This is a genomic window from Nonlabens sp. MIC269, assembly GCF_001430865.1.
Lineage (GTDB): Bacteria > Bacteroidota > Bacteroidia > Flavobacteriales > Flavobacteriaceae > Nonlabens > Nonlabens tegetincola.
The window spans coordinates 922312-937125 of the sequence record NZ_CP011373.1 but is presented as its reverse complement, the minus strand read 5'-3'; the positions used below and the strand labels follow the sequence as shown (position 1 = coordinate 937125).

General features: G+C 36.9%; 13 protein-coding genes. All 13 read right to left on the bottom strand.

Annotation, left to right across the window (positions count from 1 at the left end):
- Positions 1–71: 71 nt before the first annotated feature.
- The 13 genes from hisIE to AAT17_RS04320 all read right to left on the bottom strand — a co-directional run bounded on the left by hisIE (position 72) and on the right by AAT17_RS04320 (position 14797).
- On the bottom strand, positions 72–677 hold the full coding sequence (gene hisIE / locus AAT17_RS04375; protein WP_060523053.1) for a bifunctional phosphoribosyl-AMP cyclohydrolase/phosphoribosyl-ATP diphosphatase HisIE: 606 nt from the start codon (positions 675–677) through the stop codon (positions 72–74).
- Between the two features lie 11 nt (positions 678–688).
- The gene (hisF, locus tag AAT17_RS04370) at positions 689–1462 is read right to left on the bottom strand and encodes an imidazole glycerol phosphate synthase subunit HisF (protein WP_060524989.1); all 774 of its coding nucleotides are present in this window, start codon (positions 1460–1462) and stop codon (positions 689–691) included.
- A 45-nt stretch (positions 1463–1507) separates the two neighbouring features.
- Positions 1508–2251: a 1-(5-phosphoribosyl)-5-[(5-phosphoribosylamino)methylideneamino]imidazole-4-carboxamide isomerase gene (hisA, locus tag AAT17_RS04365; RefSeq protein WP_060524987.1), complete on the bottom strand. Its 744-nt coding sequence runs from the start codon at positions 2249–2251 to the stop codon at positions 1508–1510.
- A 42-nt stretch (positions 2252–2293) separates the two neighbouring features.
- Complete coding sequence (gene hisH, locus AAT17_RS04360; RefSeq protein ID WP_060523052.1) at positions 2294–2893, bottom strand: imidazole glycerol phosphate synthase subunit HisH; 600 nt, start codon at positions 2891–2893, stop codon at positions 2294–2296.
- The gene (hisB, locus tag AAT17_RS04355) at positions 2890–4002 is read right to left on the bottom strand and encodes a bifunctional histidinol-phosphatase/imidazoleglycerol-phosphate dehydratase HisB (RefSeq protein WP_060523051.1); all 1113 of its coding nucleotides are present in this window, start codon (positions 4000–4002) and stop codon (positions 2890–2892) included. The genes hisH and hisB overlap by 4 nt, the downstream gene beginning before the upstream one ends.
- A gap of 41 nt (positions 4003–4043) precedes the next feature.
- Positions 4044–5207, bottom strand: coding sequence for a histidinol-phosphate transaminase (locus AAT17_RS04350; protein WP_060523050.1), 1164 nt, complete (start codon positions 5205–5207; stop codon positions 4044–4046).
- 22 nt (positions 5208–5229) lie between these two features.
- Entirely contained in the window at positions 5230–6531 is a 1302-nt protein-coding gene (hisD, locus tag AAT17_RS04345; RefSeq protein WP_060523049.1) for a histidinol dehydrogenase, read from the bottom strand.
- Positions 6531–7427, bottom strand: a complete 897-nt coding sequence (hisG, locus tag AAT17_RS04340; protein WP_042278802.1) for an ATP phosphoribosyltransferase — start codon at positions 7425–7427, stop codon at positions 6531–6533. Before hisG ends, hisD begins: the two co-directional genes overlap by 1 nt.
- Before the next feature lie 249 nt (positions 7428–7676).
- A complete protein-coding gene (acs, locus tag AAT17_RS04335) occupies positions 7677–9587 on the bottom strand; it encodes an acetate--CoA ligase (protein WP_060523048.1) in 1911 nt (636 codons plus the stop codon).
- Between the two features lie 24 nt (positions 9588–9611).
- Positions 9612–9977: a response regulator transcription factor gene (locus AAT17_RS04330; RefSeq protein ID WP_042278803.1), complete on the bottom strand. Its 366-nt coding sequence runs from the start codon at positions 9975–9977 to the stop codon at positions 9612–9614.
- A complete protein-coding gene (locus AAT17_RS04325; RefSeq protein WP_060523047.1) occupies positions 9974–12658 on the bottom strand; it encodes a sensor histidine kinase in 2685 nt (894 codons plus the stop codon). The genes AAT17_RS04330 and AAT17_RS04325 overlap by 4 nt, the downstream gene beginning before the upstream one ends.
- A complete protein-coding gene (locus tag AAT17_RS13055) occupies positions 12651–12842 on the bottom strand; it encodes a hypothetical protein (protein ID WP_082586898.1) in 192 nt (63 codons plus the stop codon). Before AAT17_RS13055 ends, AAT17_RS04325 begins: the two co-directional genes overlap by 8 nt.
- Before the next feature lie 167 nt (positions 12843–13009).
- The gene (locus AAT17_RS04320) at positions 13010–14797 is read right to left on the bottom strand and encodes a sodium:solute symporter family protein (protein WP_060523046.1); all 1788 of its coding nucleotides are present in this window, start codon (positions 14795–14797) and stop codon (positions 13010–13012) included.
- Positions 14798–14814: the final 17 nt, after the last annotated feature.

The window sequence follows — 14814 nt, the reverse complement described above, 5'->3', positions numbered from 1 at the left end:
TCTATCGTGCAATTGATAATGGACTTAGAATGACAATCAGTTGCCATTCTAAGTCCAATGCAATTAAGAAATTACTTCTTATGTCTTTTAGCTAGTTCATTCTCAATGTCTTTTAGAGAGTAACCTTTGGCCTTGAGCAATACCAAGTAATGATACATTAAATCACCAGCTTCATAAATGAAGTCTTCTTCCTTACCGTTTATAGCGTCTATAACGGTTTCTACAGCTTCTTCACCTACTTTTTGAGCTACTTTGTTGATACCTTTTTGAACAAGAGAATACGTATAACTTCCTTCTATTTTTTCATCAATGCGCTGGTGTATGGTTTTTTCTAAATCATAAACCGTAAACGCTTGTGAATTAGAATTGTCATCATCAAAACAACTTACCTCACCTCGATGACAAGTAGGTCCATGAGCGTGTGCTTTAATTAAAATAGCGTCCTGATCGCAGTCCAATCTTATTTCTTCAATATCTAGAAAGTTATTGCTTGATTCTCCTTTAGTCCACAGTCGCTGCTTACTACGTGAATAGAATGTTACTCTGTTTTGCTTTCGCGAAAGCGTAAAAGCTTCTTCATTCATATATCCCAGCATCAACACTTTTGAGGTAGTGGCATCTTGAACAATTACGGGTAATAGTCCATCGCTAGCTTTATTCCAATTGGGTGTTTTCATTAGTATCTTTTTTATATTCTTACAACTACACCAGCTTCATTAAGTTGATTTTTTAAATCTGGAACCGGCAATTCACCAAAATGAAATATACTTGCCGCAAGTCCAGCACTTGCATGGGTTTTAGAAAACAGATCAACAAAGTGTTGCGTGTTACCGCCACCACCAGATGCTATAATCGGTATATTAAGTTCTCGGGAAAGAATATCGGTAATCTCAAGTGCAAATCCGTTCTTTGTTCCATCGTGATTCATGCTAGTAAGTAGAATTTCACCTGCGCCACGAGTTTCACATTCTTTACACCATGTAATGGTTTCCTTGTCAGTTTCAAATCGTCCACCACCTATAAATACCTTATTTGTTGATTTGTCTGTGTTGTCAACTTCTATAAGTTTAGTGTCCACAGCTACAACAACACACTGACTACCTAACTCCTGTGCCAGTTCGTTAATAAGTTCAGGACGTTTAACAGCAGCACTATTAACGGCTATTTTATCGGCGCCTGCTTTAATGATTTCTTTAGCCAGCTTTACATCGTTAATTCCGCCTCCTACGGTAAAAGGGATATTAAGAACGCTTGCAATTTCCTTAACGAGCGGTACCAAGGTTTCTCTTTTTTCAATAGTTGCTGTGATGTCTAGAAAACACAGCTCATCGGCGCCTTGCAAGGCATATTGTTTAGCCAGCTCTACGGGATCACCAGCATCACGCAGACCTACAAAGTTAATTCCCTTTACAGTGCGACCATCCTTAATGTCTAAACAAGGTATAATTCTTTTTTTAAGCATATTATTTTGCATTATGAGATTTGAATATCTCAACCTGATTGATTTTTAATTAGAAAGTAAGAAGGAGCTCAACTGTTTCAACTCAATAGTTCCTTCATAAATTGCCTTACCAATTATGGCGCCTTCACAACCCATTTCATTTAATTTATATACGTCATCTATCGAGGTTACACCACCGCTAGCAATAAGTTTGGTTGTTGAATGGTTAGAAGGATCTACTTGTATTTCCAAAATAGATTTATACAAGTCATAGCTAGGTCCAGAAAGCATCCCATCCTTGGCAATATCAGTACAAATAACGTACTCAATATTTTTTTTGCGCCATTCTTTGATAAATTCAATTACTTCGAGTTCGCTACTTTCTAGCCAACCGTGAGTGGCAATTTTACCTTCTTTAGCATCGGCACCCAGAATGATTTTCTCACTACCGTATCTGGAAATCCATTTTTCTAACTGTTCAGGATTTTTAACGGCTATACTACCACCTGTAACCTGTTGTGCACCACTTTCAAAAACTATTTTTATATCTTCATCTGTCTTTACGCCACCTCCAAAATCTACCTGAAGATTTGTTTTATTACATAGGTCTTCTAGTACTTTCCAATTGACGACATGACTGTTTTTTGCCCCATCTAGATCAACTAGGTGCAAGTGTTTAATACCAAAGTCCTCAAACTCCTTGGCAACCTCTAGTGGATCTTCATTATAAATTGTTTTTTTGTTGTAATCACCTTGTGATAATCGTACACACTTACCTTCAATAATATCAATGGCCGGAATGATTCTCATGCGTGGTGTTTCAATATTGCTTGTTGACATGGATTGTTTTCTCTAGAGGTTAAGAAAGTCAGTTAATAGTTGCTCGCCTACTTGAGCACTTTTTTCTGGGTGAAATTGGGTAGCATAAAAGTTACCCTTGTTCATCATGCTTGCAAATGGATTGATATAATTACACACAGCAAGTGAATCTTCATTGGGCACAGCATAGTAACTGTGAACGTAATAGACATCATTCTGTGAATCGATATTCTTTAATAATGGAGAACTAGATCCATTTGATGGCTCGCTCGCGATATTGTTCCATCCCATATGAGGTACTTTAAGCGTTGGGTTGTCTGGGAATTTTTTAACGATGGTGTCAAAAATCCCTAGACAATCTGTACTACCTTCTTCACTATACGTACACATTAACTGCATTCCCAAACAAATACCTAAAACGGGCTGTGTAAGTTCTTTAATAACCTTATCCAGACCTCTTTCTTTCAAGTATTTCATAGCAGTACTTGCTTCTCCAACTCCTGGAAAAATAACCTTATCTGCAGCCTGTAATTCTTTAGGATCGTCAGTTACGATATTGTCTACACCTAGTCTGTTTAAAGCATTGGTAACGCTACCTATATTACCTGCGTTGTATTTTACTATAGCAATCATAATACTCCTTTTGTAGATGGTAGTTTACCATCGCCAGTTTGTTTTACAGCCATTTTGATAGCCTTGGCAAATGCCTTAAACAGACTTTCAATTTTATGGTGCTCGTTATCTCCTTCCACCTTCATATTCAAGTTACATTTAGCTGCATCACTAAAACTTTTGAAGAAGTGAAAGAATAATTCAGTAGGCATATCACCTACATATTCTCTTTTAAAATCGGCATCCCAAACTATCCATGGTCGTCCACCAAAATCAATGGCAACCTGTGCAAGGCTATCGTCCATAGGTAGTAAAAAGCCATATCTATTTATACCTTTTTTAGTTGATAACGCTTTCGCGAAAGCGTCACCCAAAGCAATAGCTGTATCCTCAATGGTATGGTGTTCATCTATCTCAAGGTCGCCCTTCACTTTAATGTCCAAATCCAATGAGCCGTGACGTTGTAATTGCTCTAGCATGTGGTCGTAAAATTTCAAACCGGTATCGATAGTTCCATTTCCAGCTCCATCAAGATTTAAAGTGATATTGATGTCAGTTTCCTTGGTAGTTCTACTAACGTTCACTTTGCGAGGTTGACCTCTTAGGAATTGGAAAATTTCTTTCCAGCTATCTGTTTTTAAGGCTACGATATCTTGGTCTTCAAAATTATTATCATCTGTGATAGAAGGTAACTGAATTCCTTTACATCCTAGGTTTTTTGCTAATTGCATATCACTATTGCGATCACCTATTACAAAACTGTTTGCAAGATCATAATTACCCTTGATAAAATGAGTAAGCAATGCTGTTCCAGGCTTTCTAGTAGGAGCATTATCTTCTGGAAATGTTTTGTCTATAATTACCTCACTGAAGTTGATTCCTTCACCTTGTAATATGTCCATCATAAGGTTGTGTACCGGCCAAAAAGTATTTTCGGGAAAACTATCTGTTCCTAAACCATCTTGATTGGTTACCATGACTAGCTCATAATCTAACTCTCGTGCAATGCGGTGTAATTGTGTAATTGCCTGCGGCAAAAATTCTAATTTCTCATAGCTATCTAATTGATAATCTACAGGTGGTTCTTTTACAATAGTACCGTCACGATCTATAAATAATACTTTTTTCATATTCTATAACCTTAAAAAGGTTTGCTTAATTGGTTTAAAGTTTACTGGACTTGTTTTTGATAATTGTTTAATGCTAGTACCATTTCCTCGCATTCTTGCATAGTACCTACAGTGAAACGTAATGTGTTTTCAATTTGACTACTACGGTTACGTATAATAATGCCTTGATCTCTCAAGTAGTTGTATACGTGGTCGGCATTTTTTACACGGGCAAGTATAAAATTAGCTTCGCTAGGGAACACCTTATTTATAAAATCAAATGTATCTAATTGTTCACTTAGCCATTTCCTATTTGCATTTAACGTAGTAATACTTTTTTGAGCTTGTTCAACATTTCTTATCGCTGATAACGCTGCTTTTTGCGATAATTCATTTACGTTGTAGGGTGGCTTAGTCTTATTAAAAAGTTCAATAATTTCTTTACTTGCAAAAGCAAATCCTACTCGAGCTGCAGCTAGTCCTTGTGCCTTTGACATAGTTTGTAGGACAACAAGATTAGGGTAATCCTGTAATCTATTAATAAAACTTATATTTTCTGTAAAATCTTGATAGGCTTCATCGACTACAATAATCCCTTTAAAATTATTAAATAGCTTGTCCAACCTTTCTTGATTCTCTTGCATTTCTTCCTCAAAAGCTGGGTTAAAGGGAAGGTCCATCATACCACCTTTAGTATAGTTTTGAGCTTGCCAATCGTGTTTAAGATCTGCTTTTAAAATGGCATTTCCAGTAGGATTATTAGGCGAGCAAATCCAAATAATTTTTAAGTTTTCATTATTTGTAATTTGATTGTTGACCGCATCAAAATCAATCTCAAATGCCGAATTAAGTGGTGCTTTTAAAACCTCAATATCATTAATGCCAGCGCTTACCTCATACATACCATAAGTAGGAGGAAGAATTAAGGTTTTGTCCTTACCTGGATTACAGAATATTCGGTAAAGTAGGTCAATAGCCTCATCACTTCCATTACCTACAAATATTTGATCTACGGATAATTTCTTTTGATAAGCTAGTTCTTTCTTTAATTCTAGTTGTAAAGGATCCGGATAACGATTTAATTGCCCTTGCGGATTTTCATTTGCATCTAATAAGGTCAATTTGTTTTTACCGCTATTGTACAGGTCAAATTCACTGCGTGCACTAGAATAAGGTTTCAGGTCCCAAATATTCTTACGTACGATATCTTTTAAATTAAATGTCATAATATTTTACAGTTGAATGAAACTAGATACCTTGTGATTTTAAACTTTTCAATCTAACGCTCACCGCATTTTTGTGAGCACCTAATCCTTCTGCCGCCGCCATTAATTCCACAGCTGGGCCTAAATTTTTAATTCCTTGTGAGGTGGCTTTTTGATATGTTACCTTGTTGACAAAGCTATCTACACTCACACCACTATAATTGCGTGCATATCCATAAGTAGGTAATGTGTGGTTTGTACCACTAGCGTAATCTCCTAAACTTTCACAAGTGTAAGCACCTATAAAAATGGAACCGGCAATATTTATTTGCGAAGACACTTTTTCTGCGTCCTTAGTGTTTATGATAAGGTGTTCTGGAGCATAGAAATCGGACCAGTTCACACATTCTTGAATCGATTCTAAAACGATTATTTTACTATTTTGAAGTGCTGCGCTAGCTATGTCTTTCCTATCTAATTCTGCCAGTTGCTCTTGAACTGAATCTGTAACTCGGGTGGCAAGCTCACTAGATTCAGTAAGTAAAATTACTTGGCTGTCAGGTCCGTGTTCTGCTTGCGCTAGCAAATCGGCTGCAATAAAATCTGGATTAGCTGTTTTGTCAGCAATTACAAGAACTTCACTAGGTCCAGCAGGCATGTCAATCGCGACACCTTGCTGTTGAGCGAGTTCTTTGGCTCTAGTAACAAAAGAATTACCAGGTCCAAATATTTTATCAACTGCAGGAATTGTGGCTGTGCCATAAGTCATAGCTGCTATTGCTCCTGCGCCGCCAGCCTTATATATTTCGGTAATGCCACATAATTGTGCAGTGTATAAAACTACTGGATTTATTGCACCATCACTATCTGTTGGACTGCAAAGAATCACTTGTTTGTTACCTGCAATTTGAGCAGGAACACCTAGCATAAGTACAGTAGAAAATAAAGGAGCACTACCACCAGGAATATACAAGCCTACTTTTTCAATAGGAAGTGATTTACGCCAGCAAGTGATTCCTGGCATGGTTTCAATAACAGGATATTCCTTGGTATAACAAGCCTTGTGAAACTTATAAATATTTTGGTAAGCTGTTTTTATCGCCTCTTTTAATTCGTTACTTACTTTATTTGTGGCTGCAGTAACTTCTTGATTACTTACTTTTAAACTGCTTAAACTAGCATTGTCATATCGTTGAGCAAACTCGATTAAGGCACTATCACCTTGTTGTTTAACTTGATTTAAAATTTCTTTTACTGCGGTATCTACGTTTGCTTTTTGCTGTTGAGGTCTCTGTAAAAGATCTGCTTGTTGTTCCCGAGTAGGGCTTTGAATAATTTGTAACATTATGCAATAAGTTTTTGAATATCGCTCACCAATATTCCTTCGGCACCAGCTTCTTTAAGTTGATCTATTACATTCCAAAAATCTTCTTCTTCGATAACGCTGTGTAAACTAGACCATCCTTCTTCTGCAAGTGGTAACACCGTAGGGCTTTTCATACCAGGAAGAAGTCGTGTAATTTCATCAATCTTTTCATTGGGAGCATTAAGCAGAATGTATTTATTCTTTTTAGCATTTTGTACTGCTTCTAGTCTAAAGAGTAGTTTATTTAAAAGAGCTGCCTTTTCACCGTCCAGTTGTTTGTTTGCAATCATCACGGCCTCACTATACATGATAGTTTCAACTTCTTTAAGACCATTCATGATCAATGTTGATCCGGTAGAAACTATATCGCAAATACCATCTGCAAGTCCTATACCTGGAGCGATCTCTACACTACCACCTATTTCTTCGGTTGTGGCGTTTATCCCTTTACTAGCAAAGAATTTTTTGACAATGGTGGTATAACTACTTGCTATTTTTTTACCTTCAAACCAGTCTAGTCCTGTGTAATCCACATCTTTTTGAACGGCTAGACTTAAACGGCATCCTGCAAATCCTAGTTGTTTTATTACATCTACCGCTTGATCTTTTTCTTCTACTTCATTAAGTCCTAGAATCCCTAAATCTGCTACTCCATTTGCCACATATTGTGGAATATCATCATCTCTAAGAAATAAAATTTCTAGTGGAAAATTCTTAGCTTTAGTAGACAATTTACGAGAGCTATTGTCAAACTTGATTCCACAGTCTTTTAATAATTGTAAGCTCTTATCGCTTAATCTTCCTGATTTTTGAACTGCTATTTTCATGCTAGTATTAGAGACTTTATCGTTTGTTTTGTTTTCTGTTGTATTCATTTTTCTTTTAAACTCTGTGTTATCTGTTATTTGATTTGCATAGAGTTTATGATTGTAAAAACAAAAAACCCGTCTGCAAAACAGACGGGTTAATAAATATAGTTGACTTACATCAATACATCATTTGCACGCCTGTTGCGAGTAAATTAAATGATGATGATGTAGGTTTTGTTTTTTCATTACGGTGCAAACATAGTATAGGATTCGCTTTCGCGAAAGCGAAATTCTAAAAAATTAGATTATTTTAACTTATACCAGTTTATTGTCCATAATTTGTTGAACAGTTTCTGGGTTTAAAAGTGTACTGGTATCACCTAAGTTGGCCGTATCGTTACTTGCTATTTTACGTAAAATTCTACGCATGATTTTACCACTACGGGTTTTTGGTAAACCGTTAGTAAATTGAATCTTATCCAATTTTGCGATAGGTCCTATACGGTCTGTAATAAGCTGATTGATTTCCTTGCGCAGGTTATCTTGATTGCGATCTTCACCTGTTTCCTTTAATGTGATGTAACCGTAAAGTGCATTTCCTTTAACATCATGAGGGAAGCCTACTATTGCACTTTCTGCGACTGCAGGATGTTCATTTATTGCATCTTCAATTGGTGCTGTACCTAAATTATGTCCGCTCACAATTATAACATCGTCTACACGACCTGTAATACGATAATAACCTACAGCATCTCGTCGTGCGCCATCGCCTGTGAAATACATGTTTTTGTATGCGCTAAAATAAGTATCACGATAGCGGTCGTGGTTACCGTATATAGTACGTGCGATGGATGGCCATGGAAATTTGATACATAATCTACCTTCAACTTGATTCCCTTTAATCTCCTGCGCGTTTTCATCCATTAGGGCTGGTTGAATTCCTGGTAGCGGTAATGTAGCAAAGGTTGGGATTGTAGGAGTAGAGTAGGGAATAGGACTTATCATAATACCACCTGTTTCTGTTTGCCACCATGTATCTACTATCGGGCTGTTTTGTTTTCCTACATTATCGTTGTACCAGTGCCATGCTTCTTCATTAATAGGCTCTCCTACAGTTCCTAGAACTTTTAGTGAGCTCAAGTCGTGTTTGTTAACAAAATCGATATGCTGTTTTGCCAAAGCTCGAATCGCAGTAGGAGCAGTATAAAATTGAGTTACTTTATGCTTTTCAACAATTTGCCAAAACCTACTGTAGTCTGGATAACTAGGGACACCTTCAAACATGACCGTGGTAGCACCGTTACATAACGGCCCATATACAATATAACTGTGTCCTGTAATCCATCCTATATCTGCAGTACACCAATAAATATCATTTTCTCTATACTGGAATACGTTCTTAAAACTGTAGGCTGCATATACCATGTATCCCGCAGTGGTATGCACCATACCTTTAGGTTTGCCGGTAGAACCTGAAGTATACAGAATAAACAAAGGATCCTCGGCATCCATTACAGTAGCTTTACAAACTGAATCGGCTGTATCTAATAAAGGTGCTAGCCATTTATCGCGACCATCTTTCATGGTAACTTCACCACCTGTTCTTTTTACTACTAGGCTGGTTGTTAAACCAGGACAGTCCTCTAATGCCTCGTCAACAATTTTCTTTAAATCAATGGTCTTGTTACCTCTATAACTTCCATCACTACATATTATTAATTTACAGTCACAATCGTTAATTCTTGTTGCAAGTGCCGTGGCGCTGAAACCTGCAAAAACTACTGAGTGAATGGCTCCTATCCTAGCACAAGCAAGCACAGCAATGGCAAGTTCTGGAATCATAGGAAGATAAATACATACTCGATCTCCTTTTTGTACTCCTTGAGATTTGAGAACATTTGCCATGGTAGAAACTCGCTTGTGTAACTCTTTATAGGTTATGTGCTGGGTTTCTTCATTGGGGTCATTAGGTTCAAATAAAATAGCAGTTTTATCGGCCCTTGTTGCTAGGTGTCTGTCTAAACAATTTTCTGTGATATTAAGTTGAGCTCCTTCAAACCATTTTATCTCTGGTTTGGTAAAATCCCAAGAGAGAACGTTGTTCCATTTTTTGCGCCAGAGGAAATGTTCCTCTGCTATTTCTTCCCAAAAATTTTCAGGATTTCGTACTGATTTGCGGTATACTTGCCAGTATTCTTCAAGGTGTTTTATGTGGTAATTACTCATGTTAAGTTGTTTTTTTGAGGTTAATTATATGCGTATGAGGTCATTTACTGCTGTTATAAGTTTTTTGACTGAAAAAGGTTTTGTGAAGTAGAGGTCGGCGCCTAAGGAAAGGCCCTTTTCAATGTCGGCGGCTTTATTTTTTGCAGATAGAAATATGATTTTCGCTTTCGCGAAAGCGGGATTATCTTTAATTCTAGCGATAGTTTCATACCCATCTACTTGTGGCATCATAATGTCTAGGATAACCAGATCAGGAATCTCTTGCTCCATTATTTTAAGAGCCTCGCTTCCATCCCTAGCGATAAAAACATTGTAGTTTTGTTTTTGAAATGCGTATTCCAAGGACATAACTATATTAGGTTCATCGTCTACTATTAGTAATTTTTTCATGCATTTTCTTTTTGTAATTCAATAATGAATCTAGCTCCTTTAAGGTAGTTTTTATCTATTTCAATGATGCCGTTATGGCTTTCAATGATTTGACGACTGATGGCTAATCCCATACCACTACCTAAAGGTTTTTTGATGTTTTGATTATTTGATTGATAGAATTTTTCAAATATGTATTTCATGTCTTCTTGAGGAATTCCCTTACCGTTATCCTCAAAGGTGAGCTTTACGCGATTTCCTAGATCTTTACCATTGATATTGATGTGGCCGTTATGTTCAGGAACAAATTTGATACTGTTACTCAATAAATTAGTAAAAACCTGAAGGATACGATCCTCATCGTAAACCAGTGTAACATCTTCAACTTGCGATGCATCAATTTTAACTCCTTTTTTACTAGCCAATTGATAGATGCCGTCAACCGCTTTTTTAACTGTTGATTGTAGGTTATTGGTTCTTTTATGCATGATTTCTCTACCACTAGATAATTTCTCTAGATCTAGAATGTTGGTGATTAAAACACTCAAACGGTCAGCATCGGCAACGATGTTATTCAGGAATTTTTGCCTGAGTTCTTCTGGCATGTCATCATCATCTGCTAGAATTTCACTCGCTGCTCTTATTGAGGCTGTAGGTGTTTTGAGTTCATGAGCAACGGTGTCAAGAAATTCATCTTTTTGCTTGTCTTTCTCAATCAAAGCTTCGTTTGCCTGCTGCAAACTGTCGGTTAATCTTTGAAGATCATAAGATTGTTGCTGTAGTTGCTTGTTTGCACTTATAGTTTCTTTATTTTCTTCAAGTATCTTGAGAACTTCTGGTAGAGTGACAGGTTGTTCTTTTACAACGCTACCAATCATGAGCTTTGCACTAGCAGCACCTATGGAGCCCGTTAGTATTTTTTCAGAAAAGTTGACTAATCTAGCGTCGGCCTTTTCTTCATTGGGGTTTATGTTGTATTTACGGTAAAATAAGGTAAGAGCTCGATGGGTTTTTTTGGCTCCTAAAAATCTTATGAGGACTTGCTCTATATCGGTTTTATTTGCCTCGCCTTTCCATACATAGGCATTTTCACCCATTTTAAGACTGCTTGCATTAACCACCATTTCGGCGTAATTACGTTCTCGATAATTTCCTTTACGAATAACTGAAAAAACGAGATAGAACATAAGGTTGATCACCATTGACCAAAAGAAAGCGTGTGGTACAGGTGGCATAAAATCTAACCCGAATAGGGCATAAGGTTTTAAAAGTTCCCAACCAAAAGGTCCATCACTTGTAAATTTACTATTGGAAACAAAAACATCTGTAATAAAAGGTAGTGCGAGCGTGTAAAAGGTAACAGTTGAACCTGCTAGTATGCCCATTTTTGCAGCTGTTGCACTACCTCTATTCCAAAATAAACCTATGAAAAATGCTGGGGCCAGTTGTGCGATTATGACAAATGCGATTAACCCAATACTAAAAAGTGATAGCTCAATATTGAAGTTGACATAGAAAATATAAGCACCAATTATTAAACTGAAGATCGCAACTCGTCTAATGTTTTTAATGGTTTGAAAATTACTTTCAGAATTGTTTTTATTAAGTACCTTAAGAAAACCGTAGGGTATAATTAAATTGTTACTTACCATAGTGCTCAATGCCAGTGCGCTTACTACTACCATTGAGATTACGGAGGAAAGCCCACCTAGAAAAACCATTAATCCGATTAATTTGTGACCATGATGCAAGGGTAAAAACAAGGTATAATAATCTGGATTAACCTGATTGCCTAATACTAATTTTCCTGCCCAAGCAATAAATATTACAAATACGTTGAATAGCAATAAATACAATGGAAAAACCCAACTTGCTTTTTTTAAATGGTTGGTAGACGTGTTTTCCACGACGCTCGCTTGGAATTGTCTGGGAAGTAGAAATATGGCAAAAAAGGATAGGGCGATCATAAAATACCAATTGATACTCGATTCCATATTTTCAAAGGTGGCCAGTTTGTCAAATTCTTCCAGTGCGCTTATTTGATTATAGATATCAATAGTTCCATCAAATAGATAGAACGTTGCATATATCCCTATAATTAAAAAGAATATGAGTTTTAAAACACTTTCAATAGCAACAGAGAACATAAGCCCACTGCGTTGTTGTGAAGCATCAGTAGTTTGTGTGCCAAAAAGTGCAGCAAACACGGCGAGTAAAATCGCTATGTAAAAAGTACTATCTGTAAGTAATGAATTGCTTTTATCACCTGTAGTCAAAATATCAAATGTTTCTGATACAGCTTTTAATTGCAATGCTATATAGGGAACAACAGCGATAACACAAATAACGGTTACTATAGCTCCAATGGATCGATTATTACCATATCGTAGTGATATAAAGTCTGCGATGCTAGATACTTGATGTTGCTTTGATACTAAAACAATGCGTTTCATTACTAAAATCCATAAGGGTAGCGCGATAACCGGACCTAGGTAAGTGGTTAAAAAGCCTATACCATCAGTAGCAGCAATTCCTACACTGCCATAGTAAGTCCAAGCACTACAATAAACAGCAAGTGAAAGTGAGTACACCCAAGGATTGTGAACCCATTTTGAATTAGATCTACGATCGGCCCAAATCCCCATTCCAAATAGGAGAAGTAGGTAGCACACTATTACTATTATAAGAGCATAATTAGGCATAGCGTTTTACAATTAAATAAGTAATGAAAATACTTACCAACCACATAAAGAATATGTAGGCATATAAAATAGGCACTCCAAGGATGGAATCGCTATAATTGAATATCCATAAGATTGGGATGTTCAAAAATATGACTAGAGCTATTGAAAGTATGACTAACTTTTGTTGGTGTCTTTTTTTCATGCTTAGTACTGAAATACTAGTTTAAATAATCTTTGATACCTTAAATATCGGTTTTTTAAATTATTATAAGCTTTGCTATGTTCAGAAAAAATAGGTGTTAATACACCGTAAAACCAGATAACATACAAAGTTTAGGGAAACCTTGCATGTTACCAGGTTTGTAATTATTAATGTCCAGTAGCCTCACCAGCACCACTAGGAATACGAATATTCTCCACAATTTCCTGAACGTCTTTTGGAGGAGCGCTAGTCAGGTGACATACCACAAGACTTACCACAAAGTTTACGAGCATAGCGATGCTACCAAACCCTTCTGGAGAGATACCAAACCACCATTCTTCTTTACTAGGTAAGGTGGCATCAAACCATCCTAATTTATATTTTATCATGTAAAGTAGCATACAAACGATACCTACTACCATACCAGCAATAGCACCTTGTTTATTCATACGCTTGTAGAAAATTCCCAGTATAATCGCAGGGAAAAATGATGCAGCAGCTAGTCCAAAAGCTAATGCCACAACAGCAGCCACAAATCCTGGAGGATTGATACCGAAATAACCAGCTACACACACAGCACCTACAGCACTTAAACGTGCAGCGATTAACTCACCTTTTTCTGAGATATTAGGATTTACTACCTTTTTGATTAAATCATGAGATACAGATGAAGAAATAACTAACAATAATCCTGCTGCTGTAGATAAAGCTGCAGCAAGACCACCGGCAGCAACCAGAGCGATTACCCAATCAGGTAAATTTGCAATTTCAGGATTTGCAAGAACCATAATGTCTCTATCTACATAAAGTTCGTTGGCTACAGCAGTATCTGCATTTGTGGTAATTCTATTGCCGATTGCAGATCTATTTTTTTCATCATACATAGGTTTGTTTTTATTACCTACAAATGCATTTCCAGGCCCGTATTGAATTTTCCCATCTCCATTTTTATCTGCCCATGCAATCAATCCAATTTCTTCATAGTTCTTTAACCATTCTGGTTGATCGGCATAGGATTTACCAACTACACTGTCAATCATATTAGTTTTTGCAAATACTGCTACTGCAGGTGCCATGGTATAAAGAATTGCAATAAGTAACAAGGCCCATCCTGCACTTTTACGAGCATCTTTTACACGTTTCACCGTAAAAAAACGGACAATCACGTGAGGTAATCCTGCGGTACCTACCATTAAAGCAAGAGTAATTGCAAATACATCAATCATAGACTTTGAACCATCTGTATAGGCATTGAAACCTAGTTCTGTACTTAATCCATCTAGTTTATCCAGTAAATATCCAGATCCATCTACCATTTCACTACCCATTCCTAATTGTGGAATAGGGTTTCCTGTCATTTGGATAGAGATAAATATTGCAGGAACGGTAAAGGCAAATATTAAAACACAATATTGTGCTACCTGAGTATAGGTTATTCCTTTCATACCACCTAAAACCGCATAAAATAATACGATTATCATACCTATGATCACACCTGTGTTAATCTCAACTTCTAGGAAACGTGAAAACACTAGTCCTACACCTCGCATTTGTCCAGCTACATAAGTAAAGGAAACTAGTAGAGCACAAAAAACTGCTACCAGTCGAGCGGTTTTAGAATAATAACGATCTCCAATAAAGTCTGGTACTGTAAATTTCCCAAACTTTCTTAGGTAAGGGGCTAGTAATAAGGCTAGTAGTACATATCCGCCAGTCCAGCCCATGAGGTAAACAGAGCCGTCATAACCAGCAAAGGCAATAATTCCTGCCATAGAGATAAATGATGCGGCGCTCATCCAGTCTGCAGCAGTAGCCATACCATTAGCAAGTGGTGATACGCCACCACCGGCTACATAAAATTCTTTAGTAGAACCTGCTCGTGACCAGATAGCGATACCTATGTATAAGGCAAAAGTGACTCCTACTAGAATATAAGTCCAAATTTGAACATCCATAATTGAAAAGTTTTTTT

What these genes read in the sequence shown, in the direction of transcription:
- hisIE (WP_060523053.1), bottom strand. Translation starts at nt 677, where the DNA reads ATGAAAACACCCAATTGGAATAAAGCTAGCGATGGACTATTACCCGTA.
- hisF (WP_060524989.1), bottom strand. Translation starts at nt 1,462, where the DNA reads ATGCTTAAAAAAAGAATTATACCTTGTTTAGACATTAAGGATGGTCGC.
- hisA (WP_060524987.1), bottom strand. Translation starts at nt 2,251, where the DNA reads ATGAGAATCATTCCGGCCATTGATATTATTGAAGGTAAGTGTGTACGA.
- hisH (WP_060523052.1), bottom strand. Translation starts at nt 2,893, where the DNA reads ATGATTGCTATAGTAAAATACAACGCAGGTAATATAGGTAGCGTTACC.
- hisB (WP_060523051.1), bottom strand. Translation starts at nt 4,002, where the DNA reads ATGAAAAAAGTATTATTTATAGATCGTGACGGTACTATTGTAAAAGAA.
- AAT17_RS04350 (WP_060523050.1), bottom strand. Translation starts at nt 5,207, where the DNA reads ATGACATTTAATTTAAAAGATATCGTACGTAAGAATATTTGGGACCTG.
- hisD (WP_060523049.1), bottom strand. Translation starts at nt 6,531, where the DNA reads ATGTTACAAATTATTCAAAGCCCTACTCGGGAACAACAAGCAGATCTT.
- hisG (WP_042278802.1), bottom strand. Translation starts at nt 7,427, where the DNA reads ATGAATACAACAGAAAACAAAACAAACGATAAAGTCTCTAATACTAGC.
- acs (WP_060523048.1), bottom strand. Translation starts at nt 9,587, where the DNA reads ATGAGTAATTACCACATAAAACACCTTGAAGAATACTGGCAAGTATAC.
- AAT17_RS04330 (WP_042278803.1), bottom strand. Translation starts at nt 9,977, where the DNA reads ATGAAAAAATTACTAATAGTAGACGATGAACCTAATATAGTTATGTCC.
- AAT17_RS04325 (WP_060523047.1), bottom strand. Translation starts at nt 12,658, where the DNA reads ATGCCTAATTATGCTCTTATAATAGTAATAGTGTGCTACCTACTTCTC.
- AAT17_RS13055 (WP_082586898.1), bottom strand. Translation starts at nt 12,842, where the DNA reads ATGAAAAAAAGACACCAACAAAAGTTAGTCATACTTTCAATAGCTCTA.
- AAT17_RS04320 (WP_060523046.1), bottom strand. Translation starts at nt 14,797, where the DNA reads ATGGATGTTCAAATTTGGACTTATATTCTAGTAGGAGTCACTTTTGCC.